The following is a 25,736-nucleotide window of genomic DNA, read 5'->3' as shown; positions in this document are numbered from 1 at the left end:
TTTTTCAGCCAGAACAATGTGATTGGTGGCTTGAACGTTGGGATCGAGAAGATGATGCTGAGTTATTAAAAAAATATCCTGTTCCTGAAAACTTAAAGCCGCAGGATTAGATTTGATTTATGGGATGTTGATAAATAATGGGTGAGTTATTTCAACAAGCAGAAGCTTGGTTAGATCAGATTGAACAAACACAAAATTATACTTTGCCTTATGTGGACGTTGAATCCAAAACAGAACCAGTGCGCTTAAACTTAATGATGTCTTTTTGGTTTTATGATGGCGATCAACTAGAAATTAAGGAAAAATTTGTCAAAAAAATACAAGACTATATTGCTTTGACAGGAGTTGAATTTCAACGAGAAGCATCCGTAAAAAATCAACGTGAACGTAAATTTCGTAAGGACGGTTTTCCTGAAAATTTATTAGAAGATATAAAAAAGGAAAAAACCTCTGTCATTTATTATTTTTCAGATCAAGCAAAAATGAGTTTTGCACCTAATTATGGTGTTGATGTGTTGTGTAGTTCGGAGATGGCAAATAATGAACGCTATTCAACAGTCAATTTTATTTTTCCATTTGATTTTACTCAAAATAGTAACAACCGTTTGCAATGTATTGAGTTTTTTAAATCAATAGTTCGTGAAATTAAGATAGAACAAGCCTATTGTGGTTATCGCGTTGGGCAACCCTTAGATTTTACCCAAGCAGTAACTTGGCAAGCTTTTGAAACCGCAGCCAATTATCGCTTTCTTGGCTTAGATATTGATAAGAACATGACGCAAAGTAGTCATGTGACCAATGATGAACCCTCTTTAGAAAAAGGTGTACGTTCAACAGCTTGGTTGGTGTATCTCGGTCAGCCGTGGCTTGAAAAACTCGATGAAGTACAAGCGATTCAACAACAAGACCCGAATACGCCATTACGTTTAGAGCCGATCAATGGTGGAGTGTTTTTTAGAGCAGATGAATCACCACAATTGGCAAGAATAGGTTTGCCACGCCCACAAGGTTATCAAGCGTTAAACAATATTCTTAAACCGATTCGAGAAAAAATGCTTCCGTTAACGCAATATGCCGATTCATTGGCAGAGTGGGAACCTGTATTTTTTCAGCCAGAACAATGTAATTGGTGGCTTGAACGTTGGGATCGAGAAGATGATGCTGAGTTATTGAAAAAATATCCTGTTCCTGAAAACTTAAAGCCACAGGATTAGATTTATTGATCAAATGAAGTGATATTTTACTCTATGAGTTTTTCAACAGCTTGTCTATATCACTAGGTTGAAGTCACATTGAGTGAATCAAAATTTAGATAATAAAAAACCCAAGTCATTATGCTTGGGTTTTTTACAAAGATGTCGCCATCTTAAATATGGCGTCCCTACGGGGATTCGAACCCCGGTTACCGCCGTGAAAGGGCGATGTCCTAGGCCTCTAGACGATAGGGACAGATGAGGCAACACAGGTAAAACTTTTGGTGGAGTCAAGGAGGATCGAACTCCTGACCTCTACAATGCCATTGTAGCGCTCTACCAACTGAGCTATGACCCCCAGTCTGTGTGAGCGCAATATTAGGGATATTGCGCCTTCACGTCAACAGAAAAATGAATTAAGCTTCGTCGATTGCATCATTTTTCGGCAATTTGATGCTTTCGTTTAGTTTTTCCCAAACTTTTGCTTCTTTTTTACTCGGACCACCCACAATTTCAAGTGCGTGGCGTAAACGTGCAAATGTTAAGTCTGGACCAATCGTCACCATTGATTGCATAACAGGGGTCGATGAAGTTGAACCCGCAATCGCGATAAAGAATGCAGGCATGAAATCACGGAGTTTGATTTCCATTTGATTCGCCAAATCCATGAGCGTTTGACTTACGGTATCGTTGTTCCAAGTAAATAAGCTTTCTAAACGCCAGATGGCAAACTGCAAACTTTGACGAACTTGTTCTTCACTGAGTTTTTTACTTTCGAACTGTTCTTTTGACAAGGTAGGGAATTGATTGAAATAGAAACCTGCCCAGTTAACAGCTTCAGAAAGTAAATTAATACGTGGCTGAATGGCTGCAGCAATGTCTTCAAGGGTTTTACGGTCTGCTTTCCAAGCAAGCAAAGTATTGAGCAACTCGGCAGGTGTAAGCGCTTTAATCCACTGACCATTTAACCAATTGAGTTTTTCAACATCGAAAATTGGACCGCCTAAAGAGACACGTTGAATGTCAAAATGCTCAATCATTTCAGCTAAAGTAAACTTTTCGCTTTCATCTGGCATTGACCATCCCATACGACCTAAATAATTGAGTAATGCTTCAGGAAGTACGCCGATATCTTTGTAATAATTGATCGAGGTTGGGTTTTTACGCTTCGACAATTTTGATTTATCAGGATTACGCAACAATGGCATGTGACATAATGTTGGCATTTCCCAACCAAAATATTGGTAGAGTAACTGGTGTTTTGGCGCAGATGGTATCCATTCTTCACCACGGATTACGTGGGTAATATCCATTAAATGATCATCGACCACATTGGCCAGATGATAAGTTGGTAAGCCATCGGTTTTCAGCAAAATTTGCATGTCTACCTGTGCCCATGGAATCTCAACTTCACCACGCAATAAGTCGTTGAATTGGCAAATCCCTTGTTCAGGTACTTTCATACGAATCACATGCGCTTCACCAGCAGCAAGACGTTGTTGTACTTCTTCTTGAGAAAGTTTTAAACCACGCCCATCATAACGCGGTGTTTCACCACGAGCCTGTTGCTCGGCACGCATTTGATCAAGCTCTTCAGCCGTCGCAAAACAATAGAAGGCATGCCCTTTTTCAACCAGTTCTAAAGCATATTGTTTATAAATTCCCATACGCTCAGATTGGCGATAAGGTGCGTGTGGACCACCGACATCTGGACCTTCTGACCAATTTAACCCTAACCAACGCAATGAGTCTAAAATCATTTGTTCAGATTCAGGTGTAGAGCGAAGTTGGTCTGTATCTTCAATACGAAGAATAAATTCACCACCATGTTGTTTGGCAAAACATAAGTTAAACAAAGCGATATAGGCAGTCCCTACATGTGGGAAACCTGTTGGAGAGGGTGCAATACGAGTACGGACTTTCATAACCAAATATTATTCAGAATGTAAATTGAAACTATTATAACGAAAAAGCCCAATCGCTTAAGGGTTAATTCACCAATAAAGGACTGGGCTTCTAAATTCTTTTGAGGAGTAAAGAATTTATTTTCTCAAATCAAGCAACTATGAGGTATGTGGTTGGAAAATTGCTTGTACAAAACGCGAAAACTTTTGATGTTGTTCAGCTAAAAAGTTTTGCGATGGTGTAGTTTTAAGTGAAGTTAAAACTTTGATTTGATCTTTGTCTGAAAGCAATTTGCTTTCACCACGTTTTTGCTGATTCAGCGCTTTTTCAATCGGTGATTGTTTGTCGGATACCACAATCATAGATTGTATTGGTCGACTAGTATCTTTAATAACAGCACTATGACCTGTTTGCGCCATGATTGTTAGTCCTATACTGATACCTAACAATTTTAAAAATGGATACTTCATTCCATCTACTCCCCCGGATGGTCGATTTTTTTTCTTTAACAAGGTGTGTTTAACATGGTTATTGTAGCAAAATAAGTTACAAAAAGCTTAACTACGTCACATTTTTTAATAATACTACACAAAAAATGTCTAAAAAACAACCATTGAAACGAAATGTAATAATTAAATTAATATCATATAAATATGGATGAATCGTGAAGAATTCAAGTCTACATTAAGTTGTTTAGAAAATATTCGAAATTATTAAGCTGTTTATTGCATATATTTGAATATCTTAAAATATGAAAAGAATAGAGTTTATTTTTATAAGTAATTGATTGTTAAATTAAAACAATGAAAATATAGTGCATGCTAAGTACTAAAAACTGAGAAACAAATGAAAAAACGACTGCTTTTAAGTGCAATCAGTTTGATTGCGATAGGGAATACATATGCTGCAAAAGAATTTTTAAATGTATCGTATGATCCCACACGAGAATTTTATCAAGAATATAACAAAAGTTTTGGACAGTTTTGGAAATCGAAAACAGGACAAGATGTTGAGTTTAAACAATCTCATGGTGGTTCAGGAAAACAAGCAAGATCCGTGGTCGATGGTTTACAAGCGGATGTGGTAACGTTGGCATTGGCGAATGATATTGATGAAATTGTCAATGCGGGACTGATTGAAAAAGGTTGGCAAAAGGAGTTTCCTAATAACTCGGCACCATATACCTCAACAGTGGTGTTTCTGGTCCGAAAGGGCAACCCAAAAGGAATCAAAGATTGGAATGATCTGGTAAAACCTGGTGTTGAAATTATTACACCGAACCCTAAAACAGGTGGTGCACCGCGTTGGATTTATTTATCCGCTTGGGGTTATGCCTTAAAACAGCCAGGTGGTAATGATGCTAAAGCCCGTGAATTGGTGAAAAAGATTTATAAAAATGTCAAAGTTTTAGACTCTGGTGCTCGAGGCTCTCTCACTACGTTTGCCGATCGTGGTATTGGTGATGTATTGCTGTCTTGGGAAAATGAAGCAATTTTAGCAACCTCTGGTCCAGATAAAGACAAATATCAGATTGTTTATCCGTCGATTTCCATTCTTGCTGAACCTTCAGTTGCCATTGTCGACAAAGTTGTCGATAAAGATGGTAATCGAAACCTAGCCAAAGGTTATCTAAATTATCTGTATTCTCCTGTAGGGCAAGATCTTGCAGCAAAATATAATTTCCGTCCTCGTGATACAAAAGCGGCTGCTAAATATGCTGCTAAATTCCCTAAAATCAAATTGTTCACAATTGATCAAGTTTTTGGTGGTTGGGCGAAAGCACAGAAGGTGCATTTTGCCAATGGTGGGGTATACGATCAATTTACAGCTGAAAAGTAATGCTTTGAAAGCAAAGCCTTTTGATCTGATCAGGCTTTGCTTTTTTTTTGTACTTTTTTCAGTTTTTACTTTAAATCACTTATCCTTATATTATTGCGATTTATATTATTGCGATAGCCTTGATGTGTACCTTATTGATTAATATTTTTATGAAAGGTGGTCCTGTTTGAGCATGACTGTTTTTTGGTTTTCTATCTTTTATCTAATATGATCAAAATAAAATTAAACTGGCAATTTCAAACCTCAATGAATTGAAAAAATTCATCAATATCAATCATCATTTATTTTTGCTCCTCATTCGATCTTGTATCTTTATGCTTTTGATTGATGTTTATTGGCTTATTTCATATATTTAGAATAATTTTAAATTTGCTGCGGCGCTCATATGAAAAAGAATTTTAAAGCACTTTTAAGTGCTGTGATTATTGCAACTGGATTTACAGGGACAACTCAAGTCACTCATGCGGCTGATCGTGAGTTTTTAAATGTGTCTTATGATGCAACTCGTGAGTTTTATGATGAGTTTAATAAATCATTTGGTGCATATTGGAAAGCGCGTACAGGAAAAACTGTGGATTTTAAACAATCACATGGCGGTTCTGGAAAGCAAGCACGTGCCGTGGTGGATGGTTTAAAAGGCGATGTGGTGACTCTGGCTTTAGCCAACGACATCAATGAAATTGTAAAGTCGGGTCAAATTAACCCGGGTTGGGAAAAAGAGTTTCCAAACAACTCAGCACCTTATACTTCAACGGTTGTATTTTTAGTGCGTAAGGGTAATCCTAAAGGTATCAAAGACTGGACAGATTTAACCAAGCCGGGTGTGCAAATCATTACACCGAATCCGAAAACGGGTGGCTTGCCAAGATGGATTTATCTTTCAGCTTGGGGTTATGCATTGAAACAACCGGGCGGTGATGATGCGAAAGCGCGTGAGTTTGTTTCCAAGATGTATCATAACGTGAAAGTGATGGATCCTGCTGCACGTGCATCCATGACCACCTTTGCTGAACGTGGCATTGGTGACGTTTTATTGACTTGGGAAAATGAAGCCATGGTCAGTAAAAAAGCCACAGGCAATAAGTTTGATATCGTCTATCCGTCTATGTCGATTTTGACTGAGCCTTCTGTTGCGATTGTAGATAAGACTGTTGAGAAGAATGGCAATAAGTGGTTGGCAACAGGCTATATCAATTATTTATATTCCCCGATTGGTCAGGATATGGCAGCACGTCATTTTTATCGTCCACATAATGCAAAGGTTTTAGCAAAATATGCGAAACAATTTCCAGAATTAAAAACTTTCACCATTGATGAAGTATTTGGTGGTTGGGCGAAAGCGCAGCAAACACATTTTGCAAATGGCGGTGTTTTCGATCAGATTTATAATACCAAACGCTAAGCGGTAATTGATTTGATGAAGAACCTCCTTAAGGAGGTTTTTTATTCATCAATGAATAGGTTAGACTCAGTTCAAATTGAACAATAACTTGAAATTATGTACATCCAAATCAGACTGGCGGTAGCCAATGACATTGAAACAATTTTTGATATTCGAACCTCAGTCAAAGAGAATCATTTATCACGAACACAATTGACTGAGTTAGGTATTACGACAGCAACCATATCTGAGTTAATTCACAGTTGTTCTTGTGTTTGGGTTGCTGAATTGAATGATCAGGTATGTGGATTTGCAATAGCAGATCAAGATGAGGGAAGTATTTTTGCAATGTTTGTTTATCCCGATTTTGAAGCAAAGGGCATTGGCACTGCATTACTTAAAAAAGCGGAAGATTTTTTATTTCAATATTTTCAAGAAATTTGCTTGGAAACTGATGCAAGAAGCCGTGCTTGTACGTTTTATGCTCAACATGGTTGGCAGGTCATTGAGCATTTTGAAAATCATGATGTGAAAATGATGAAGCAAGCACGGTAACTTTGTAGCACTGCTTTTGTTGTTTTTTTGCCCTATCTTTTGTTTCAAACACAGGAAAAACGGTTTTCTCTATAAAAAGTAATATTTCCCTACAAAAAGTCGTTTGGAGCTTTAACAAAACAAGGTAATAATGTGCAGTTACTTTTTTTGCTTAAACTGAAACTCTAATTATGTCTCATATTTCTGTATTACTACATGAAACTGTCGATGCTTTACTTGCAGGGCGCAATACAGGAATTTACGTGGATGGGACGTTTGGGCGTGGCGGTCACACCCGTTTATTGCTCTCTAAGTTGGATGAAAACTCCAAAGTATATGCTTTTGATAAAGATCCTCAAGCACTCGAAGTGGCATATCAGCTTGAAAAAGAAGATCCTCGATTTAAAATTATTCATGCAAGTTTTGCAGATTTACAACAAGAATTGAATCAATTGGATATTTATCAAGTTGATGGAATTATGGCAGATTTAGGGGTGTCATCACCTCAGTTAGATCAAGCTGAACGTGGTTTTAGTTTTATGCATGATGGACCACTTGATATGCGTATGGATAATTCACAAGGGCAAACCGCTGCTGAGTGGTTGCTGGATGTTGAAGAAGAACATTTGGCGAATATCATCTTTCAATATGGTGAAGAACGTTATAGCCGTCGTATTGCCAAAGCGATTAAACAAGCCGGTTATATTGAAACCACAGGAAAATTAGCAGAAATTGTTAAAGTTGCACATCCAAAGTGGGAAAAGAATAAGCATGCGGCAACACGAACTTTCCAAGCCATTCGTATAGAAATCAACAAAGAGCTGGATGATGTACATACCTTTTTACCTCAAGCCGTAGATTTGTTAAAATCAAATGCACGTTTAGCCGTGATAAGTTTTCATTCACTTGAAGACCGAATTATTAAGCAATTTATTCAAAAAGAATCAACTTTAGCAGAAGATAATGGTTGGGGATTACCGCAAAAAGTACAAGATACTCGTCGACTGAAAAAAATAGACAGAATTCGTGCCAGTGAGGAAGAAGTCAAGATGAATCCTCGTTCACGTAGTGCTTGGCTCCGGGTTGCAGAGCGATTAGAACAAAAAGGCGCATAATGAAACAAGAAATTATAGAAGAATCAAGTCGTAAACTGGCTGTCAAAAAAGCAATTGTTTATGGTCTTATGGTTGCCGCAGTACTGATCAGCGCTTTTATGGTGGTGTTACAAGTTTTTGCTTATCGTCATGATTTTCGTGATTTAAATAGTTATATGCGTGAGCGCGAAGATATCAATGCAGAGTGGGGGCGTTTGCTCATTGAACAACAGACATTTGGTGCGACAGCACAAATTGGTACGCGTGCAGTAACGCAACTCCGAATGTATTCACCGCCAGCTGCACAAACAGTTGTCATTTCATTACCAAGTGAATCAGAGCAGAAGAAGTAAGGCATCTGTATGGTAGATAAGCAAACTAAACAGACTCGGCAACCGCGTAAAAAGCAGCCGTCCATTACCCAGAAAAGTACCGCATCTATCGATATGTGGCGTTTTTATCTTATGTGGGGCGTGGTTCTACTATGCTTTGTAGGTCTGGTTGGTCGTGCATTTTATGTGCAAGTAATTAATAAAGACTTTTTGCAAAATAAAGCCAATGCCAATATTTTGCGTACAGAAACGTTAAAAGCCATGCGTGGGGTGATTAGTGATCGCCATGGTGTGCCTTTGGCGATTAGCTCTCCGATCATGAAAGTGGTGATTGATCCACGAGAGTATTTTGAGACCAAAAAGCAATTTGACACCATCACAGCTGAATTACAGAAAACGCCAAATAGTCGAAAATTAAAACGTCAGTTACCGGATGAAAATTTAAATTTAGATGAATTGGCAGATGCGGTAGGCATTGATCGTGCAGATTTAAAGAAACGTTTGAATGAACGTCCTCGCTCACGTTATTTGGTGTTAAAAAAAGAAGTTCCACCGCCTCAGGCAGATTTCATTACCCAGCATAAATTTGCAGGGGTGTATGCTGAGAAAACCTATAAACGTTATTATCCACAACCTCAACCCAATGCTCAGATTATTGGTTTAACCAATAGTGAGGGAACCGGGATTGAAGGCTTGGAGATGCAATTAAACTCACGTCTTGCAGGTGAGGATGGTGAGCAAAAAATCTCACGGGATAAGCACGGTAACCGTATTAGCACGCCAGAAGTGGTCAAAGAGGTTAAAGCAGGCGAAAATATCACTTTAAGTATAGATTCACGTTTGCAATATATTATGTATCGTGAGTTGACTGCTGTAGGTGTGGCAAACAATGCGCGCTCTGCATCTTCAATTGCTGTAGATGTTAAAACGGGCGAAATTTTGGCAATGGCAAGTTGGCCATCTTATAACCCCAACGATAAGAATGGTTTAAATAATAAAGATGCTATGCGTAACCGAGGGGCAATCGACATGTTTGAACCCGGTTCGACCATGAAGCCTTTTACGATTGCTGCTGGGTTGGAAAGTGGTCAATATACGCCAAATACTGTAGTTAATACCAGCCCGGGTTCAATGCGTTTAGGTTCCCATACCATTCGTGATACGCATAACTATGGTGCACTGACTGTTACTGGTGTGATTATCAAGTCATCTAACGTAGGCTCTGCAAAAATTGCCTTGTCTTTGCCGAAAGAAACGTTACCTAGCTTCTTTAGAAAGGTCGGTTTTGGTCAGCGTTCAGCGGTGAAATTCCCAGGTGAAAGTAGTGGTTTGGTGCTTCCTCCTGAGAAATTGAATTCATCGCAAATCGGTACAATGGCTTATGGTTATGGTCTAAATGCGACGATTTTGCAGTTGGCACAAGGCTATGCCATGTTAGCCAATCATGGTGTGGAATATCCATTAAGTCTCTATAAACTCAATGACCAGCCCAAAGGGAAGCAGGTCTTAGATCCTAAAATTGCTGATTCAGTTTTATTGATGTTAGAGCAAGTGACTATGCCAGGCGGAACCGCAAAACAAGCCAATATTCCAGGTTATCGTGTTGGTGGTAAAACAGGAACGGCACATAAACTGCGTCCTGATCATCGTGGTTATTCAAATACAGAATATCGTGCATTATTTGCAGGTGTCGCGCCGATTAGTGATCCTCGATTAGCGATTATTGTGGTGGTGGAAAATCCTCGTGGTCAATATTATGGTGGTCTGGTTGCAGCACCAGTTTTTGCTCGAATTATGCAAGAGTCTTTACGTTTAATGAATGTGCCTTTGGACAAGCCGCTTGAAACGGCAAAGGCGACGCGATAGGTAAATCATGATGATTAATTTTCAAGACATTTATCACAATGGTCGTGATCAAGACCATACACAGAGTTGGATGTCTGAGCCATTTAAGGGTTTCTCTCTAGATAGTCGCTATGTTCAGCACGGACAGATTTTTATTGCATTAACCAGTTATTCTCAACCTGAAAAAACACGGCAGTTTGCTCAGGCGGCTTTGGATAAAGGTGCATTGGCAGTGATTAGTGAAACGGACTTAGGGATTGCACCAGCTTTGGTTTGTCCTCAAGTTCGCAGATTGATGGGACAATGGCAAAAACAATATTTACAAGCAACAACACCTGTACAAGCGGTACGCGTTTTGGCTGTCACTGGAACCAATGGTAAAACAACGATTTCACGTTTGGTTGCTGAGTTGTTGACATTGCAAAATAAAAAATGTGCGGTTATGGGGACAACAGGTAATGGTATTTTACCGCACTTGGAAGCGTCCTCTCATACTACTTTAGATGCTTTGCATTTACAAAATCTAATGCATGATTTTGCCTTACAAGGCGCTGAATTTGCTTCAATCGAAGCGAGTTCTCATGGCTTGGAGCAAGGGCGCTTGAATGGTTGTGATATCGAAATTGCCGCCTATAGTAATTTAAGCCGTGATCATTTGGATTATCATGGAACACTTGAAGCCTATGCTGAAGCAAAATCTTTATTGTTTAAATGGTCTTCGTTAAAAGTCGCAGTTATTAATATTGATGATGCGCATGCTGATTTGATGATGAATGCTGCGAGCAGTAATTTGTCGCACCCTAAAGTATTGACTTATTCGACCTCTAAAGCTGCTGATTATCAGGTCTTTGGAATTAAATACAGCTTGGATGGTGCAGTTTTTCACTTAAAAACAGCCAAAGGCGAATTTACTGTACATAGCCCATTGCTCGGGCATTTTAATATTGAAAACCTTGTGGCAAGTTTAATTGTCGCTGAGCAAGCAGGCTTTGATTTACAACAGTTGATTGCACAAGTACCAAAGTTAAAAGGCGCACCAGGACGAATGCAAGTCATTCGTGATCAGGATCGATTATTTGTTGTCGACTATGCCCACACGCCAGATGCATTAACCCAAGTATTAAAAACTTTAAAGCGCCATGTTGAAAATCAACTTTGGGCGGTATTTGGTTGTGGAGGTGATCGTGATCGTGGTAAACGTCCTTTGATGACCAAAGCAGCATTGGAACAAGCCACCCCTGTGGTGATGACGTCAGATAATCCGCGCACTGAAAATCCTGAACAAATTTTTGCCGACATGAAACAAGATATCGATTTTAGCCAGCACGAGGTGCATGAGATTCGTGATCGTCGTGAAGCGATTAAATATGCAGTCAAGCATGCACAAGCAGGCGATATTGTGGTGATTGCTGGCAAAGGACATGAAAACTATCAAGAAATAGATGGGGTGCGTCATTGGTTTGATGATGTTGTTGAAGTGCAATCTGCTATAGATGCGCAACACCATAAAACCAATTCAGCCTATCCAGCTCAGTAGGAATAAACGATGCATACCTCGACGACGAGTACTGTACCTTTAGAGCCATGGTCAGCAACAGAACTTGCTGAAGCAACTCAAGGATATTGGTATTTAGATCAAGTACCACAAGGTGAAATTAAACGTATTTTAACTGATTCACGCCATGCTGAATGGGGTGATGTGTTTTTAGCACTTAAAGGTGAACGTTTTGATGCACACGATTTTGTTGTGCAAGTGGCTGAAAATGGCTGCCAAATTGCGATTGTCAGTCATCCTGTTGAAGCCAATATTTGTCAGTTGGTTGTTGAAGATACCCGTTTGGCATTGGGACATTTAGGTGCGTATCGTCGCGCTCAGCATCCTCAATTAAAAGTGATTGCACTGACTGGCAGTAGTGGTAAAACCACCACCAAAGAAATGTTGGGTAGTATCCTTACACGTTTAGCTCCGACTTTGATTACTCGTGGTAATTTAAATAATGATCTTGGTGTGCCAATGATGCTCTTGGAACTGCGTTCAGAACATCAATATGCAGTCATGGAGCTGGGTGCAAGCCATCAAGGTGAAATTGACTATACCTCAAACTTGGTACAACCTCAGGTGGCGGGTATTCTCAATATCGGCACTGCACATTTAGGTGAGTTTGGCGGTCGCGATGGAATTTGTCGTGCTAAATCTGAAATTTATCGCCATATTGATCAAACAGGAACATCTATTATTCCTGCGGCTGATGATTTCACTGATACGATTCGCCAAGCTATACAGACAGAACATTGTTTGAGTTTTGGGGATGGTGGTGAGGTTTTTGCAACAGATATTCAGTTGCTTGCACAATCAGCAATATTTACTATCAATACACCACAAGGCTCCAAATTGGTTAATTTGCCTTTTGCAGGTGTACACAATGTACATAATGCAGAGGCTGCAACAGCATTCGCCTTAGCAATCGGTATCGCTTTAGAGGATATTGTTGCTGGTTTAGAGTCGGCACAAGGGGCTAAAGGGCGTCTAAACTTTATTCAAAAAAATAATCATTTATTGATTGATGATACCTACAACGCCAATCCAACGTCCATGCGTGCCGCAGCTGAGGTGCTTGCACAACAGCAAGGAATTAAAGTCATGGTCATCGGAGATATTGGAGAGCTGGGAGATACTGCGGCTCAACAGCATTACATGCTAGGTCGTGATCTCGTTTCAGTGAGTGGTATTGATTTTGTTGTCGCTGTAGGCGAGTTTGCTCCTGCAACACAAGAAGGTGCTCGAAGCACTCAATATGGTAAAAAATTACAAGCTTTTCTGAATCAAGAACAAGCTTTGCCTTTATTATTAAGTTTAATAAAAACACATCAACCCCAGTCCATGAGTTTCTTATTTAAAGGTTCTCGTTATACCCATATGGAAACGTTGATGGCTGATTTGATGGAGAAAGTTTAATGCTGTTTTGGTTATTTCAACACTTGGCGGGTTATGAAAATGCGTTCCAAGTTGTTCGATACTTATCGTTACGCGCATTGCTCAGTGTATTGACTGCACTTGCGATTGGTTGGGCTTTGGGCCCAGTGATGATTCGTAAACTACAAGCACTCAAATATGGTCAAGCAGTCAGTTCGTTTGCACCTGAAAATCATGCCAAGAAAATGGGTACACCAACCATGGGCGGGATTTTAATCCTACTCTCCATTGGGATTAGTACTTTGCTTTGGGCAGACTTATCCAATCCCTATGTGTGGATTGTTTTAATGGTTATGGTGATCTTTGGTGCGGTAGGCTGGGCAGATGACTGGATTAAAGTTCGTTATAAAGACAATGCTGGTTTGCCTGCCAAGAAAAAATTCTTTTGGACATCTATCGGTTCACTGGGAGCGGGTATTGCATTGTATGTAATTGCAACTCAGCAGGATAACCCTATACATACAGCCAATATGTTGGATTTATTGATTCCATTCTTTAAGAATTTGAGTATTCCATTGTCTGCAATTCCATTGGGGATTGGGTTTATTATTTTCACCTATTTGGTCATTAATGGCGGTTCAAATGCGGTGAACTTAACTGATGGCTTGGATGGTTTGGCGATCATGCCAATTGTCTTGGTTGCGGCTGGTTTAGGTGTTTTTGCTTATTTGGCAGGTGATGTTCGCTTTGCCAATTATTTACATATTCCTTATGTGAAATATACATCTGAATTGGTGATTATCTGTGCTGCGATGATTGGTGCCGGTTTAGCATTCTTATGGTATAACGCACACCCTGCACAAGTCTTTATGGGGGATGTGGGAGCATTATCCCTAGGTGCGATGTTGGGTACAATCGCAGTGATGGTTCGTCAAGAAATTGTATTCGCCATCATGGGTGGGGTATTTGTTGTTGAAGCGATTTCCGTGTTTTTGCAAATCGGATCGCTACGTATGCGTAATAAACGTGTTTTTCTGATGGCACCCTTACATCATCATTATGAAAAGAAAGGCTGGCGTGAGACCCAAGTGGTGATCCGTTTCTGGATTATTACAATTATGCTGGTAGTTTTAGGTCTAATGACATTAAAATTACGATAAGCCAAAGTCAGTTGAAGAAGTCGGCATTTGCCGGCTTTTTTATTGGCTTTTACTATATTTTGTGGAGAATACGATGAATTTATTGATGTGCCCTGTATGCCGTGAGGGGTTAAGCCTATCAGGTCGAACTTGGCGCTGTGTAAATCATCATAGTTATGATGTCGCAAAGCAAGGTTATGTCAATTTACATGTGGTACAACACAAACACAGTAAAAATCCAGGGGATACTGTTGAATCTATACAAGCGCGACGGGCTTTTCTCAGTGATGGATTTTATGCACCTTTACAACAAGCAATCGTAAAAAAAATTCGAGATTTACGTATTGAAAATCTGTTGGATATCGGTTGCGGTGAAGGCTACTATACTGATGCAATGCAACATGAGGTGATGCAATGTGTTGGGGTAGATATTGCGAAAAATGCAGTTCAGGTGGCTGCAAAGCTCAATAAAAAAGTGACTTGGATTGTGGGAACAGGAGCGACATTACCAGTTTTAGATCAATCCATAGATCTATGTACCAGTTTGTTTAGCCCAATCCCTATTGAGGAAATCCTGCGAGTCCTTAAGCCTCAGGCCTATCTCATCGTGGTTACACCTGCGCCTGAGCATTTGTATGCAATGCGTGAAGGTTTGTTTGATGAAGTAAAAATGCATGATCCGCATAAGTTTGTTGAGCAATTACAAGCGCATTTTGATTTGATTGAGCAACCGATTGTGGAAACGACTTTTGAGTTAAATCAAGCACAATTAAAAAATCTGATTGCTATGACACCTTATGCATATAAAGCAAAACCTGAAAAGCGTATGGTTTTAGAACAACAAGCGCAAACTGAATTAAAAGCCGCATTTCAGATGTATATTTTCCAGAAAAAATAGCCAATTAATCGACATAAAAAATGCCATCTATTGATGGCATTTTTTATGATGAAATTTGACTATTGAACTTCGTTAATCAAATTTTCAAGCGAGTCTTGTTCCCGTTTTGCAGCACCTTGATTCATCGCAGGCGGTGTTGCTTTATTCGGCTTTAACGGCTGATCATTACCCTCATCAGGTAAATCATCAAAATCATTGGACGCGTTACGTGTTGGAGCAACTGGAGCTGGTCTAAAGATTGGACGGGCTAAAGGTGGAGATGAACCATAGCTTTCGTTTTGAGTTTGGTCATCAATTTGAGTTTGATGACGTTGTTCACGTGAAATTGGTGCTTTAGCATCTTTATCAAAGTGTACCCAAGCCGATGGCGTGCCTTTTAAAGCTTTATCCATAAAGCTGGTCCAAACTGGAAGTGCAGCAATACCACCAAATTCGCGTCGACCTAATGTAGATGGTTGGTCAAAGCCTACCCAGGCAATGGCAACCAATTTACCATTGAACCCTGCAAACCAAGCATCTTTAGCATCATTTGTTGTTCCTGTTTTACCACCGATATCATCACGACCAATCTTAAGTGCAGCACGACCTGTACCATGTACAATTACATCACGAAGAATATTTGCCATGTCGAAGGCCGACTGTGATTTTAAAATACGTTGGGCTTGACGATATTTACTTTGCTCTTCTTTACTTAAAGGTGTTGCTGCATCATCAACACTGAGATTGGCACCTTCAATCACTTCATCATCTGGGGTGACTTCGGCATCAACTGTCTGATTTTTTTGATTAATACATGGAATACATGCATATTCAGGGCTTGCTTCATAGATGGTTTTACCAAAAGCGTCTTCAATACGACTGATAAAATGCGGTTGAATGCGATATCCCCCATTGGCAATAGCTGCATAGCCTGTTGCCATTTGTACAGGAAGTACTTGTGGTGTACCTAAGGCAATGGTGAAGTTTCGCGGAATTTGATCTTCTTGTAAACCAAAGTCCATCAGTAATTGTCGTGCACGTTCAACACCAACACTTTGTAGTAAGCGTACAGATACTGTATTACGAGACAAATATAAGGCACGACGTAATGGGATCATGCCCAAATAACGACCATCGGAGTTTCTTGGTGACCAACGACCAATCGTAATTGGGCTGTCATTGACCATAGTATAAGGTGTCATACCACGTTCAAGGGCAAGTGCGTAAACAAAGGGTTTAATGGTGGAGCCTGGTTGGCGCCAACCTTGTAATGCACGGTTAAATTTCGATTGATAGAAGTTGTACCCCCCGACCACAGCTTCAATCGAACCATCATTTGGATTGATAGCAATAAGTTGACCTTGGACTTTCGGGGTTTGCACCAAAGACCAAGCCGTTTTATTGTCATTGGGACGTAAACGGATGATATCTTTCACTGAAACAATTTGCGAGGCACGACTGGGTGCACCACCCACAGCGTTGGCATTGATGTATTTTCTTGCCCAAGACATTCCTGACCAAGGGACGGTTACCGTTGAACCATCTTGCATTTTGGCTTCAAAGATATTGCTACCCACTTTAATTACTTCGGCAGGGTATGTATTGGCATAAGGAATAAAATCTTTGAGTGGCTTGTCATGTGCCTCAGCACCACGCCAACCATGACGACGGTCGTAATCTTCTAAACCTTTTTGTACAGCATCTTCAGCATATTGCTGACGCTGGCTATTGACAGTTGTATAGACTTTATAACCCGAATCAATCGCTTGTTCACCAAACTTTTCTACCAATTCAGCGCGAACCATTTCACCGACATAAGGAAATTTATTGCTTAAACCGCGATCTGGCATGCTTAAGTTAATCGGTTCAGCAACCGCTTTTTCATATTCAGCCTGTTTCAAATAGCCTAGCTGAAGCATTCGTCCCAAAATCCAGTTACGACGCTCTAATGCACGTTCAGGGTTTACAACAGGGTTATATTTAGAAGGCGCTTTAGGCAAACCAGCAATCATCGCCATTTGTGCAATACTGAGCTGATCTAAGCTTCTGTCATAGTAAATTTTTGCTGCAGCAGCAATACCATAGGCATTTTTACCTAAGAATATTTTATTGACATATAAAGATAAGATTTCTTCTTTGGATAAGTTTTGTTCTATTTTTCGGGCTAAAAATACTTCAGTCAATTTACGCTTCAAAGTACGTTCAGGTGATAGATAATAGTTCTTGGCAACCTGCATGGTGATGGTCGAACCACCTGTCTGTACATTTGATCCAGTCACACTTTCACTCAATGCACGACCTAAGCCCTTAAAGCTGATTCCGCTATGTTCAAAGAAAGATGAATCTTCGGCAGCAAGGAAAGCATGAATGAAATGCGGCGGAATCTGATCGTATTCCACAGGCACAGAAAGCTTGCCACCATATTCAGCAATTAATTGATTATCTGCCGAGTAAACTTGTAAAGGTTTTAATAATGGCGCTTTTTTTAAAGAGCTCATTTCTGGCAGAGATGGGGCAATATATAGGTACATTCCATAAAAGCCCATCGGAATTGCGACTAAGATAATAATAATCAGCAAAAAAAAGGGATGAATATGACCTGAACAAGATAGCTTTTTCATAACAAGTAAGTTTTAATAATAGCTAATGGCAAACTAATTGTGGTCAGTATAGCTTCTCATGTGATGGATTGTTAGATGGGATATTGTATCTGTAAAAAATTAAGACCAAATACAGCTAGTTTGTGTTATTTGTTGGGGATAAAAAAATAATAGGAAATGTATCGTGCTTAGACTATATCGTAAGCAAAATAAGGGGTTGGTAGGAGTAGATATTAGTTCTACTACTGTAAAAATTTTAGAGCTCTCTGTTAAGAACGGTCGTTACTGGGTTGAAAGTTATGGATTAAGTCCGCTGATTGATGGGAGTGTGGTTGAAAAAAACATTCTCAATCCAGAAGCAGTTGCAGATGCATTAGAGCGAGCAGTTAATCTTGCTAACCCTCAATCGCAAAATGTGGCTGTTGCTGTACCTACTTCTATGGTGATTCATAAAATCATAGAAATGGATGCAGATATGTCCGATGAGGAAAGAGAAGTTCAGATTCGAATGGATGCTGAACAATATATTCCTTTTCCTTTGGATGAAGTGAGCTTAGATTTTGAAGTATTGAATGATAAGTTAGCCAATCCGAATCGAGTGAATGTACTTTTGGTGGCGACACGTGCTGAAAATATTGAGTCTCGTGTTGAAGTTCTGGAAATTGCAGGCTTATCTCCTAAAATTGCAGATGTAGAAAGCTATGCCATAGAACGTGCATTCGATGTCTTTTCAGATACTTTACCTATCGGGGTTAATCTTGTTGGGATCTTAGATATTGGTCATACCATGACCACATTGTCTGTGATGCAAAAAGGTAAGATTATTTACACGCGTGAGCAGGTGTTTGGGGGCAAACAACTGACACAAGATGTGCAAAATCGTTATGGTTTATCTTATGAGGAAGCCGGTCGTGCCAAGAAAGACCGCACCTTACCCGATGATTTTGAAACTGAAGTGTTAATGCCGTTTTTAGAAGCTGTGGTCCAGCAAGCAGCACGTTCATTACAATTCTTCTTCTCCTCCTCACAATTTAATGAGATTGATCATATTTTGCTGGCAGGCGGAAATGCAAATATCCCAGGTTTGGCAAAATTATTACAACAAAAACTTGGTTATCGCGTCACCATTGCAAATCCATTTTTACAAATGGGTTTTTCACCACAAATTGACTTAAGAAAAATAGAAAATGATGCACCATCACTTATGGTTGCATGTGGCTTAGCGTTGAGGAGTTTTGATTAATGGCAAAGATTAACCTACTCCCTTGGCGTGACGAGCTAAGAGAACAGAAAAAGAAACAATTTGTGGCAATCTGTGTGGGTGTTGCATTGATTGGATTGGCAACTGTGTTATTGGCATGGTTTTATTTTGATCATAAACTTGAGGATCAAGAACAAGCCAATCAGTTGGTAACCAGTACCAATCAAAACTTAGATATGCAATTAAAAACTTTAGATGGTTTGCAAGAGCGTCGTAATGCCATTATTGAGCGAATGAAGTTGATTCAAGGTTTACAAGGACAACGTCCTGTGATTGTTCGCTTGGTTGATGAATTGGTTCGTGTCGTTCCAGCACAAATGTACATCACGAAATTCAGTCGTGTTGGCGATAAATTTAACATCGAAGGTAAAGCTGAAAGTCCGAATACCGTTGCTGAATTATTGCGTGGTTTGGAAGCTTCTGAGTGGTATAGAAATGCCTTTATGAATTCATTCCTAGCTGCAGAAGAAAATAAAAATCAAGCACAAACATCCGTAATTCCTCGAGTAGAAGAGTCCTATGGAAGCTTTGTGGTCACTGTAGATTTAGGGGAAATCGCTTCTGTAGCAGATGATAGTGCAACAAAGGCTGAACAAGTTCCAGCTGCTGGGGGTGCGAAATGAGTCGTGAAGATTTTGAGCAATTAGATTCATCGGTAAATGATGCTCCAAAAAAGAATAAAATGACAGTTGAGAAATTTTTTCAACAGTTCAATACTTTGGATATGAACAACTATGGTAGTTGGCCGCTATCGGTAAAAATTACTTGTTGGATATTTTTGTTCTTTGTGGTTTGTGCAATTGGCTATTTTCTTGCGGTGAGACCGAAGCTGGATGCAATTGATCAGGCACGCACAGTTGAACAGAATCTACTGAATGAATTTAAAGAAAAAGACTCTAAGTTACGAAATTTGCAACAATATCAAGCTCAGTTACAGCAAATGGAAGCCAATTTCAATCAACAACTGGAACAGTTGCCAAAAGAAACTGAAATTCCAAGTTTGGTTGAAGATATTAACGTGACTGGGGTGAGTTCAGGGCTAAAATTTAAAAATATCAGACTTGAACCTGAAGTGAAGCAAGAGTTCTTTATTGAACAACCTATTTCCATTGATGCGACAGGGGATTATCACTCATTTGGTACTTTCGTCAGTAGCGTCGCTGCTTTACCACGTATTGTTACTTTGCATGATTTCACCATTACAGGAACTGCCAGTCAGGATAAAAAATCTGATGTCCCTGTGATTGACTATACCATTAAGGCAAAAACCTATCGCTATATTGGTGCTGATGAACAGAAAGCTCAAAAAAATGTGAATCAGACAAATCCAGCTGCACCATCGACACCACAGCAAGGAGGGACACCACAATGAAAAAACACAATAAAATAATCTGTGGAATCTCATTCACTTTGTTGTTGGTTGGTTGTGACTCTAGGATTGATGCCGTCAATCAGGAAATGGCAAATATTCGTAGTCAAACACCTTTGCCGATTGAACCAGCACCTGTATTTAATCCTGTGCCAAGTTTTAATTATTCTGCACAACAATTGCGTAGTCCATTCTTACCAAGTTCGTTGGCAAATGAATTAAAGGTGATGTCAGGAAAACGAGTGTATCCGAATTTCTCTAGACAACCGCAGCCACTTGAAAGTTATCCTTTAGAGTCGTTGACACTGAAAGGAAGTATGAAGGGCAATGCAGGACAAACGGTAGGATTAATCCAAACACCAGATGGTGAAATTGAACGTGTTCAACTGGGCAATTACATGGGGATGAATCAGGGTCGAATTATTGAAATTACACCGACCCGTATTGATTTATTGGAAATTGTTCCAGATGGTCGAGACGGTTATATCGAAAGACCACGCAGTCTAGTTCTAATTGGTCCAGTGGATTAAAACGGAATAAAGGAATAAAAATGAAAAAGAGTTTGAAAAATATCTTGATTGGGGATGGTAAGTTTATGAATAGTCAACTTCGTCAATTTACTATGGCGACGGTCGCAATTGCAATTACACAAGTTGCAGCAGCACAAACCACGATGACCAACATTGTTCCGATGAAAATACCGGGGCAAGGGACAGAAATTCGTGTCATGTTTAATGGTCTTCCTCCGCAGCCTCAAGCCTATCAATTGGATAATCCATCTCGTTTAGTATTGGACTTTGACAATGCTAAACAAAATATTAGCCAAGCATCTATTCCCGTAGCGAGTGAGGAAGCTTCAACAGTCGATGTCGCTGCAGATGATCAACGTTCTCGGTTAACAGTAAATTTAAAAAATAGTGGCGCTTTTACAACACGTGTAGAAGGCAATACTTTTATTTTAAAAATTAATAATGCCAATCAAGCACCGAGCTTACCAAGTTATGTATCTCCGACGGTCAATAAGCAAAATCAAGGGATTGCTGATATTGGCTTCCAACGTGGAAATACTGGCGAAGGACAAGTAATTGTGAGTCTTTCGGGTGCAAATACCCCAGTGGATGTTCAGCAGCAAGGTAGTAAGGTCGTTATTCGAACATTGGGAAATAAAATTCCTACACATTTATTGCGTCGTTTAAATGTCAATGATTTTGCAACACCTGTCTCTAGCGTAGACGCTTATAACGAGGGTTCCAATGGTGTCATCACCATTCAATCATCGGGTAGCTATGAATATATGGCTTTCCAAGCTGAAAATAAATTAACAGTCAGCTTGAAACGACCTGCAGAAAATAAGGTGGCTCGCCCAAGTTCAAGCCAATCTTATACAGGCAAGAAAATATCGCTAGATTTCCAAGATATTGAAGTCCGTCGAGTGTTGCAGTTATTGGCAGACTTTACTGGCATCAATATGGTGGCTGCTGATTCGGTACAAGGCAATATCACCCTGCGTTTGAAAGATGTGCCTTGGGATCAAGCTTTAGACATTATCCTAAAAACAAAGAATTTGGATAAACGCCGTAATGGGAGTGTGATTTGGATTGCGCCTGTAACTGAGTTAATTAAAGCGGAAGAGGATGAAGCAAAGGCATTAGCGCAAAGTGTAAAATTAGCACCTATTCAAACTGAATATATTCAGCTGAATTACACCAAAGTGGCAGATGTTTTGAAATTACTGGAAGACTCTCGAAATCCGAAAGGGGCAGAAGCAAATCGAACCACTAATACAGAATCTTTAGCATTGGAAAGTCTTTTAAGTTTAAGAGGCAGTGCAGTAGCTGATACACGAACAAATACTTTAATCATCAATGATACTGCGAATAATATTGATAAAATTCGTAAGATGATTGACTTGCTTGATGTTTCTATTAAGCAAGTCATGGTTGAAGCGCGAATTGTACGTGCTACAACAGATTTTACCAAAGAAATGGGCGTGAAATGGGGAATTCTATCTCAGGGGATTAACAAAAATAATGACCTTTTGGTGGGAGGGAGTGATCAAACCCTATGGGATTTAAGAACGCCAGATGATGATGGTAAATATACCATTACACGACCTGATAACTTGAATGTAGACCTTGGTGTTACAACAACGGGTGCGAGTAAAATAGCTTTTGGTTTAATCAGTATGTCTGATTTTATGTTGGACTTGGAGTTATCTGCTTTGCAATCTGATGGGTATGGTGAAGTCATTTCAACACCTAAAGTGATGACTGCTGATAAACAAAAAGCCAAAGTTTCATCAGGTCAACAAATTCCTTATCAAACAACACAAACTGCTGGTGGTGCAGCAACAGCAACCACATCATTTAAAGATGCATTATTAAGTCTGGATGTAACACCTAGCATTACCCCTGATGGTAAAGTGCAAATGCAGCTTAATATTACCAGCGACTCACCAGCAGGCACAGCACCTAATGGAGAAATTATTCTGAATAAGAATGAGGTTAATACCAATGTCTTGGTGGATAATGGTGAAACTGTAGTTTTGGGTGGGATTTTTGAGCAAGAAACTAAAAGCAGCCAAACTAAAGTACCATTCTTAGGAGATATACCTTATCTTGGGCGTTTATTCCGTAAAGATCTAAAATCTGATAATAAACGTGAACTGCTAATCTTTGTGACACCAAGAATTGTTAATGACAGTCGTACGAGAAATCATTAATATAGTTTCAATGAAAGCAATTCGATAGGTGACTCCTTGCCAAGCAAAGAGTTTGAAACCCTGCCAAATATTTATTTGGTAGGGCCAATGGGAGCGGGAAAAACAACAGTCGGTCGGCATCTTGCGGAACTGTTAGGTCGTGATTTTTTAGATAGCGATCATGAAATAGAAAGAAAAACAGGTGCATCCATTCCTTGGATTTTTGAAAAAGAGGGTGAACAAGGTTTCCGTACTAGAGAAACCATCGTCATTGATGATTTAACCTCCAAAAAGAATTTAGTTGTTGCGACAGGCGGTGGGGCTGTAACGCAAGCCATGAATCGTGAATATCTCAAGCATAGGGGTATTGTGATTTATTTATATACACCTGTAGAAATTCAATTATTGCGTACACATCGAGATAAAAATCGTCCCTTGTTGCAAGTGGAAAATCCTGAAAAAAAATTAAGAGATCTGCTTAAAATTCGTGATCCATTGTATCGAGATGTTGCACATTATATTATTGAAACCAATCAGGGGGCTGCACGAGACTTGGCGCTGAAAATATTGCAGTTGATTGTTTCAAAAGAAATTGTTTAATCGGTAAATTCTTATTCATTGTTATTTGGCAGGATCATGCAAACTTTACATGTTGAACTGGGTGAACGTCGCTATCCAATTTTTATTGGAAGTCATTTAAATCCTCAAGAGTTACTTGAACCTTATATTAAAGGTCGTCAAGTGATGGTGGTGACCAATAGTACTGTTCAGCCTTTATATTTATCGCATTATGTTGAAGCGATTCAACAATTGGGTAAGCAAGTTGCAACATGTGTCCTACCAGATGGTGAAAAATATAAGAATATTGAACATCTCAACTTGATTTTTGATGCTTTACTTGAGGCTGGTTTTAACCGTGATTGTACGGTTTTGGCTTTGGGTGGCGGTGTAATTGGGGATATGGCTGGTTTTGCATCAGCCTGTTTTCAGCGCGGTGTTTATTTTATTCAAGTGCCAACCACACTGTTGTCCCAAGTGGATTCAAGTGTCGGTGGAAAAACAGGAATTAACCACCCACTCGGTAAAAATATGATTGGTGCATTTCAGCAGCCTCAAGTGGTTCTGGCTGATATGGCACAACTTAAAACCCTACCTGCACGGGAACTTTCAGCAGGTTTGGCTGAAGTCATTAAGTATGCGCTGTTGGGAGATGTGGAATTTCTCACTTGGCTAGAAGCACATATGGATGGTTTAGTTGCTCAAGATCCCGAGTTATTGGCAGAAGCCGTCTATCGTTCTTGTGCACATAAAGCCCGCATTGTGGCCAATGATGAAAAAGAACAAGGTGAGCGTGCGCTGTTAAATTTAGGGCATACTTTTGGTCATGCCATTGAGTCTTATCTCGGTTATGGGGTGTGGTTGCATGGAGAAGCGGTTGCAACGGGCATGGTGATGGCTGCGGATTTATCTCATCGTATGGGCTGGATTTCATTTGATGATTTAGTGCGTACAAAAAAAATCATACAACGTGCGCAATTACCTGTAGCATGTCCACAAATTCCATTAGATGAATTTTTGGCTTATATGTCGCATGATAAGAAAGTGTTAAATGGTCAACTTCGTTTAATATTGATGAAACAACTCGGGCAAGCTGTCATTACCAATGATTTTGACGTTGAGTTGATGAAACAAGCGATTTTAGCAAATCAAATATAGAAAAAGGTTCGTGTTCAAATGGCAGCAATTCGTACAAATTGGCAAAATATTCGACAATATATTTGGTTGGTTGGTGGATTGCTGTGTCTGGTGATTGCCGTGATTTTTTGGGCAGTCACAGATACTAAAGAATTGGTCACTGTAGAAAATCCGATTGAAGAGACCCAAGTCCAGATTCAACCAGAAAAAGTGGCGGCTACTGCACATTTGGGCGCTTTAATGGATGAGGTGCGTCCACTTGAAATGACCACTCGTGTGGTGACTGCAGGTAATCACGATGCTGAATTTCGTGGAACAAAGTTTTTTCAAGAGAATAAAAAAGCATGGACAATCGAATTGTTCAAAGCTTCAAATGAAGATGTCATTCAAAGTTTTTTACAAAAACAAGCCGATCGTAAAAATTTTATCTATTTCCGTTTAAGTGGCGAAAATCAAACAGAACAGTATGTTTTAGCTTATGGATTATTTAAAACGGATGATCAGGCGAAAGCGCAATTACAACAGTTAAACCTCAAATTGCCTGCATCGATACATCCTCAATCAATTCAATTTGAGAAGTATAGCGCTTTGGTGAATGATTTAGGCGCAGATGAAATGGCAAGCGCCAATAAACTTTATGAAGTTAAATTGAAGTCAGCCCCGTTGCCAGTGGTCGATGAAACTGTATTGGCTCAAGCCAAATCAGCTTTATCATCATTGACCAATTCTTCTGGTGCAAACAATGAAACCACCAAGACCACAATTACTCGTCGTGATGCCTCGGGCAAGGTTGTTGATGTGCAAAAATCAAATTCAACCACTCAAACATCCTCAGGGACAAAAGAATCGAGTGGCGCTGCAACTGAAAAGAAACCTATAGAGCATGAAGTGAGTGATCCATTTAATTAAATGAGCGCTAAAATGAAGCAAAATAGATCGTGAGATTTATAATTTGCACAAAAATGGTGCTAAAAATGTATTTATAAGAAACAGCTAATTTTAATCAATATCTTTATTTCACTGTATTTTAGCGATTTGGTGAACAAAAATAAAAACT

At 39.5% G+C, this 25,736-nt stretch carries 22 protein-coding genes and 2 tRNA genes; 19 read left to right on the top strand and 5 right to left on the bottom strand.

Annotated elements, in window-relative coordinates:
• Positions 1–137 precede the first annotated feature (137 nt).
• Positions 138–1,214 (top strand): type VI immunity family protein, encoded by a 1,077-nt coding sequence (locus tag ACINWC743_RS23010; protein ID WP_009587166.1) that lies wholly within the window; start codon positions 138–140, stop codon positions 1,212–1,214.
• Between the two features lie 159 nt (positions 1,215–1,373).
• On the opposite strand, the gene ACINWC743_RS23005 is transcribed toward ACINWC743_RS23010, so the two are convergent.
• The 4 genes from ACINWC743_RS23005 to ACINWC743_RS22990 form a co-directional block, all read right to left on the bottom strand.
• Positions 1,374–1,449, bottom strand: a tRNA-Glu gene (locus tag ACINWC743_RS23005).
• A gap of 26 nt (positions 1,450–1,475) precedes the next feature.
• Positions 1,476–1,551 (bottom strand) — tRNA-Ala (locus ACINWC743_RS23000).
• A 58-nt stretch (positions 1,552–1,609) separates the two neighbouring features.
• Complete coding sequence (gene gltX / locus ACINWC743_RS22995) at positions 1,610–3,118, bottom strand: glutamate--tRNA ligase (RefSeq protein ID WP_009587179.1); 1,509 nt, start codon at positions 3,116–3,118, stop codon at positions 1,610–1,612.
• A gap of 138 nt (positions 3,119–3,256) precedes the next feature.
• Positions 3,257–3,568 carry a hypothetical protein gene (locus ACINWC743_RS22990; protein ID WP_009587188.1) on the bottom strand — a complete coding sequence of 104 codons (312 nt, stop codon included), beginning with the start codon at positions 3,566–3,568 and terminating at the stop codon, positions 3,257–3,259.
• Positions 3,569–3,944: 376 nt separating this feature from the next.
• Here ACINWC743_RS22990 and ACINWC743_RS22985 point away from each other — a divergent pair, with 376 nt between their 5' ends.
• The 10 genes from ACINWC743_RS22985 (at position 3,945) to ACINWC743_RS22940 (ending at position 15,074) form a co-directional block, all read left to right on the top strand.
• Positions 3,945–4,937 (top strand): sulfate ABC transporter substrate-binding protein, encoded by a 993-nt coding sequence (locus ACINWC743_RS22985; RefSeq protein ID WP_005034362.1) that lies wholly within the window; start codon positions 3,945–3,947, stop codon positions 4,935–4,937.
• Positions 4,938–5,322: 385 nt separating this feature from the next.
• A complete protein-coding gene (locus ACINWC743_RS22980) occupies positions 5,323–6,339 on the top strand; it encodes a sulfate ABC transporter substrate-binding protein (RefSeq protein WP_009587181.1) in 1,017 nt (338 codons plus the stop codon).
• A gap of 96 nt (positions 6,340–6,435) precedes the next feature.
• Positions 6,436–6,873, top strand: a complete 438-nt coding sequence (locus tag ACINWC743_RS22975) for a GNAT family N-acetyltransferase (protein ID WP_009587214.1) — start codon at positions 6,436–6,438, stop codon at positions 6,871–6,873.
• A gap of 170 nt (positions 6,874–7,043) precedes the next feature.
• Positions 7,044–7,967 carry a 16S rRNA (cytosine(1402)-N(4))-methyltransferase RsmH gene (gene rsmH / locus ACINWC743_RS22970; protein ID WP_009587168.1) on the top strand — a complete coding sequence of 308 codons (924 nt, stop codon included), beginning with the start codon at positions 7,044–7,046 and terminating at the stop codon, positions 7,965–7,967.
• Complete coding sequence (locus ACINWC743_RS22965; RefSeq protein WP_004825406.1) at positions 7,967–8,299, top strand: cell division protein FtsL; 333 nt, start codon at positions 7,967–7,969, stop codon at positions 8,297–8,299. Before rsmH ends, ACINWC743_RS22965 begins: the two co-directional genes overlap by 1 nt.
• Before the next feature lie 9 nt (positions 8,300–8,308).
• Positions 8,309–10,144 (top strand): penicillin-binding protein PBP3, encoded by a 1,836-nt coding sequence (ftsI, locus tag ACINWC743_RS22960; RefSeq protein WP_009587176.1) that lies wholly within the window; start codon positions 8,309–8,311, stop codon positions 10,142–10,144.
• 7 nt (positions 10,145–10,151) lie between these two features.
• On the top strand, positions 10,152–11,660 hold the full coding sequence (locus ACINWC743_RS22955; RefSeq protein ID WP_009587194.1) for a UDP-N-acetylmuramoyl-L-alanyl-D-glutamate--2,6-diaminopimelate ligase: 1,509 nt from the start codon (positions 10,152–10,154) through the stop codon (positions 11,658–11,660).
• Between the two features lie 9 nt (positions 11,661–11,669).
• A complete protein-coding gene (locus tag ACINWC743_RS22950) occupies positions 11,670–13,079 on the top strand; it encodes a UDP-N-acetylmuramoyl-tripeptide--D-alanyl-D-alanine ligase (RefSeq protein WP_009587210.1) in 1,410 nt (469 codons plus the stop codon).
• The gene (gene mraY, locus ACINWC743_RS22945) at positions 13,079–14,197 is read left to right on the top strand and encodes a phospho-N-acetylmuramoyl-pentapeptide-transferase (RefSeq protein WP_004825397.1); all 1,119 of its coding nucleotides are present in this window, start codon (positions 13,079–13,081) and stop codon (positions 14,195–14,197) included. Before ACINWC743_RS22950 ends, mraY begins: the two co-directional genes overlap by 1 nt.
• 73 nt (positions 14,198–14,270) lie before the next feature.
• A complete protein-coding gene (locus ACINWC743_RS22940; RefSeq protein ID WP_009587213.1) occupies positions 14,271–15,074 on the top strand; it encodes a putative RNA methyltransferase in 804 nt (267 codons plus the stop codon).
• Between the two features lie 59 nt (positions 15,075–15,133).
• On the opposite strand, the gene ponA is transcribed toward ACINWC743_RS22940, so the two are convergent.
• A complete protein-coding gene (ponA, locus tag ACINWC743_RS22935; RefSeq protein WP_009587169.1) occupies positions 15,134–17,674 on the bottom strand; it encodes a penicillin-binding protein PBP1a in 2,541 nt (846 codons plus the stop codon).
• A 163-nt stretch (positions 17,675–17,837) separates the two neighbouring features.
• Between ponA and ACINWC743_RS22930 the strand changes: the two genes are divergently transcribed.
• From ACINWC743_RS22930 to ACINWC743_RS22895, 8 genes are read left to right on the top strand one after another with little or no spacing between them, the layout of a single operon-like run.
• Complete coding sequence (locus tag ACINWC743_RS22930) at positions 17,838–18,896, top strand: pilus assembly protein PilM (protein ID WP_009587163.1); 1,059 nt, start codon at positions 17,838–17,840, stop codon at positions 18,894–18,896.
• Positions 18,896–19,537 (top strand): PilN domain-containing protein, encoded by a 642-nt coding sequence (locus tag ACINWC743_RS22925; RefSeq protein ID WP_009587209.1) that lies wholly within the window; start codon positions 18,896–18,898, stop codon positions 19,535–19,537. The genes ACINWC743_RS22930 and ACINWC743_RS22925 overlap by 1 nt, the downstream gene beginning before the upstream one ends.
• On the top strand, positions 19,534–20,286 hold the full coding sequence (locus tag ACINWC743_RS22920; RefSeq protein ID WP_009587190.1) for a type 4a pilus biogenesis protein PilO: 753 nt from the start codon (positions 19,534–19,536) through the stop codon (positions 20,284–20,286). The genes ACINWC743_RS22925 and ACINWC743_RS22920 overlap by 4 nt, the downstream gene beginning before the upstream one ends.
• Positions 20,283–20,813: a pilus assembly protein PilP gene (locus ACINWC743_RS22915; RefSeq protein WP_005034344.1), complete on the top strand. Its 531-nt coding sequence runs from the start codon at positions 20,283–20,285 to the stop codon at positions 20,811–20,813. The genes ACINWC743_RS22920 and ACINWC743_RS22915 overlap by 4 nt, the downstream gene beginning before the upstream one ends.
• Positions 20,814–20,833: 20 nt before the next feature.
• Complete coding sequence (pilQ, locus tag ACINWC743_RS22910; RefSeq protein WP_009587196.1) at positions 20,834–23,005, top strand: type IV pilus secretin PilQ; 2,172 nt, start codon at positions 20,834–20,836, stop codon at positions 23,003–23,005.
• A 36-nt stretch (positions 23,006–23,041) separates the two neighbouring features.
• Positions 23,042–23,584 (top strand): shikimate kinase AroK, encoded by a 543-nt coding sequence (aroK, locus tag ACINWC743_RS25045; protein WP_004825383.1) that lies wholly within the window; start codon positions 23,042–23,044, stop codon positions 23,582–23,584.
• A gap of 36 nt (positions 23,585–23,620) precedes the next feature.
• Positions 23,621–24,700 carry a 3-dehydroquinate synthase gene (gene aroB, locus ACINWC743_RS22900; RefSeq protein WP_004825381.1) on the top strand — a complete coding sequence of 360 codons (1,080 nt, stop codon included), beginning with the start codon at positions 23,621–23,623 and terminating at the stop codon, positions 24,698–24,700.
• 18 nt (positions 24,701–24,718) lie between these two features.
• Positions 24,719–25,588 (top strand): hypothetical protein, encoded by an 870-nt coding sequence (locus ACINWC743_RS22895; RefSeq protein WP_009587186.1) that lies wholly within the window; start codon positions 24,719–24,721, stop codon positions 25,586–25,588.
• Positions 25,589–25,736: the final 148 nt, after the last annotated feature.

Origin of the sequence: Acinetobacter sp. WC-743 (assembly GCF_000335555.1) — a bacterium.
GTDB lineage: Bacteria > Pseudomonadota > Gammaproteobacteria > Pseudomonadales > Moraxellaceae > Acinetobacter > Acinetobacter bereziniae.
This window is presented reverse-complemented; position numbering and strand designations above follow the sequence as displayed.

Coding starts and splice junctions, on each gene's coding strand:
- ACINWC743_RS22975 (WP_009587214.1), top strand. CDS start 6,436: ATGTACATCCAAATCAGACTGGCGGTAGCCAATGACATTGAAACAATT.
- ACINWC743_RS22990 (WP_009587188.1), bottom strand. CDS start 3,568: ATGAAGTATCCATTTTTAAAATTGTTAGGTATCAGTATAGGACTAACA.
- ACINWC743_RS22895 (WP_009587186.1), top strand. CDS start 24,719: ATGGCAGCAATTCGTACAAATTGGCAAAATATTCGACAATATATTTGG.
- ACINWC743_RS22920 (WP_009587190.1), top strand. CDS start 19,534: ATGAGTCGTGAAGATTTTGAGCAATTAGATTCATCGGTAAATGATGCT.
- ftsI (WP_009587176.1), top strand. CDS start 8,309: ATGGTAGATAAGCAAACTAAACAGACTCGGCAACCGCGTAAAAAGCAG.
- pilQ (WP_009587196.1), top strand. CDS start 20,834: ATGAAAAAGAGTTTGAAAAATATCTTGATTGGGGATGGTAAGTTTATG.
- ACINWC743_RS22925 (WP_009587209.1), top strand. CDS start 18,896: ATGGCAAAGATTAACCTACTCCCTTGGCGTGACGAGCTAAGAGAACAG.
- mraY (WP_004825397.1), top strand. CDS start 13,079: ATGCTGTTTTGGTTATTTCAACACTTGGCGGGTTATGAAAATGCGTTC.
- ACINWC743_RS22980 (WP_009587181.1), top strand. CDS start 5,323: ATGAAAAAGAATTTTAAAGCACTTTTAAGTGCTGTGATTATTGCAACT.
- ACINWC743_RS23010 (WP_009587166.1), top strand. CDS start 138: ATGGGTGAGTTATTTCAACAAGCAGAAGCTTGGTTAGATCAGATTGAA.
- ACINWC743_RS22950 (WP_009587210.1), top strand. CDS start 11,670: ATGCATACCTCGACGACGAGTACTGTACCTTTAGAGCCATGGTCAGCA.
- ACINWC743_RS22915 (WP_005034344.1), top strand. CDS start 20,283: ATGAAAAAACACAATAAAATAATCTGTGGAATCTCATTCACTTTGTTG.
- ACINWC743_RS22965 (WP_004825406.1), top strand. CDS start 7,967: ATGAAACAAGAAATTATAGAAGAATCAAGTCGTAAACTGGCTGTCAAA.
- gltX (WP_009587179.1), bottom strand. CDS start 3,118: ATGAAAGTCCGTACTCGTATTGCACCCTCTCCAACAGGTTTCCCACAT.
- rsmH (WP_009587168.1), top strand. CDS start 7,044: ATGTCTCATATTTCTGTATTACTACATGAAACTGTCGATGCTTTACTT.
- ACINWC743_RS22955 (WP_009587194.1), top strand. CDS start 10,152: ATGATGATTAATTTTCAAGACATTTATCACAATGGTCGTGATCAAGAC.
- ACINWC743_RS22940 (WP_009587213.1), top strand. CDS start 14,271: ATGAATTTATTGATGTGCCCTGTATGCCGTGAGGGGTTAAGCCTATCA.
- ponA (WP_009587169.1), bottom strand. CDS start 17,674: ATGAAAAAGCTATCTTGTTCAGGTCATATTCATCCCTTTTTTTTGCTG.
- ACINWC743_RS22985 (WP_005034362.1), top strand. CDS start 3,945: ATGAAAAAACGACTGCTTTTAAGTGCAATCAGTTTGATTGCGATAGGG.
- aroB (WP_004825381.1), top strand. CDS start 23,621: ATGCAAACTTTACATGTTGAACTGGGTGAACGTCGCTATCCAATTTTT.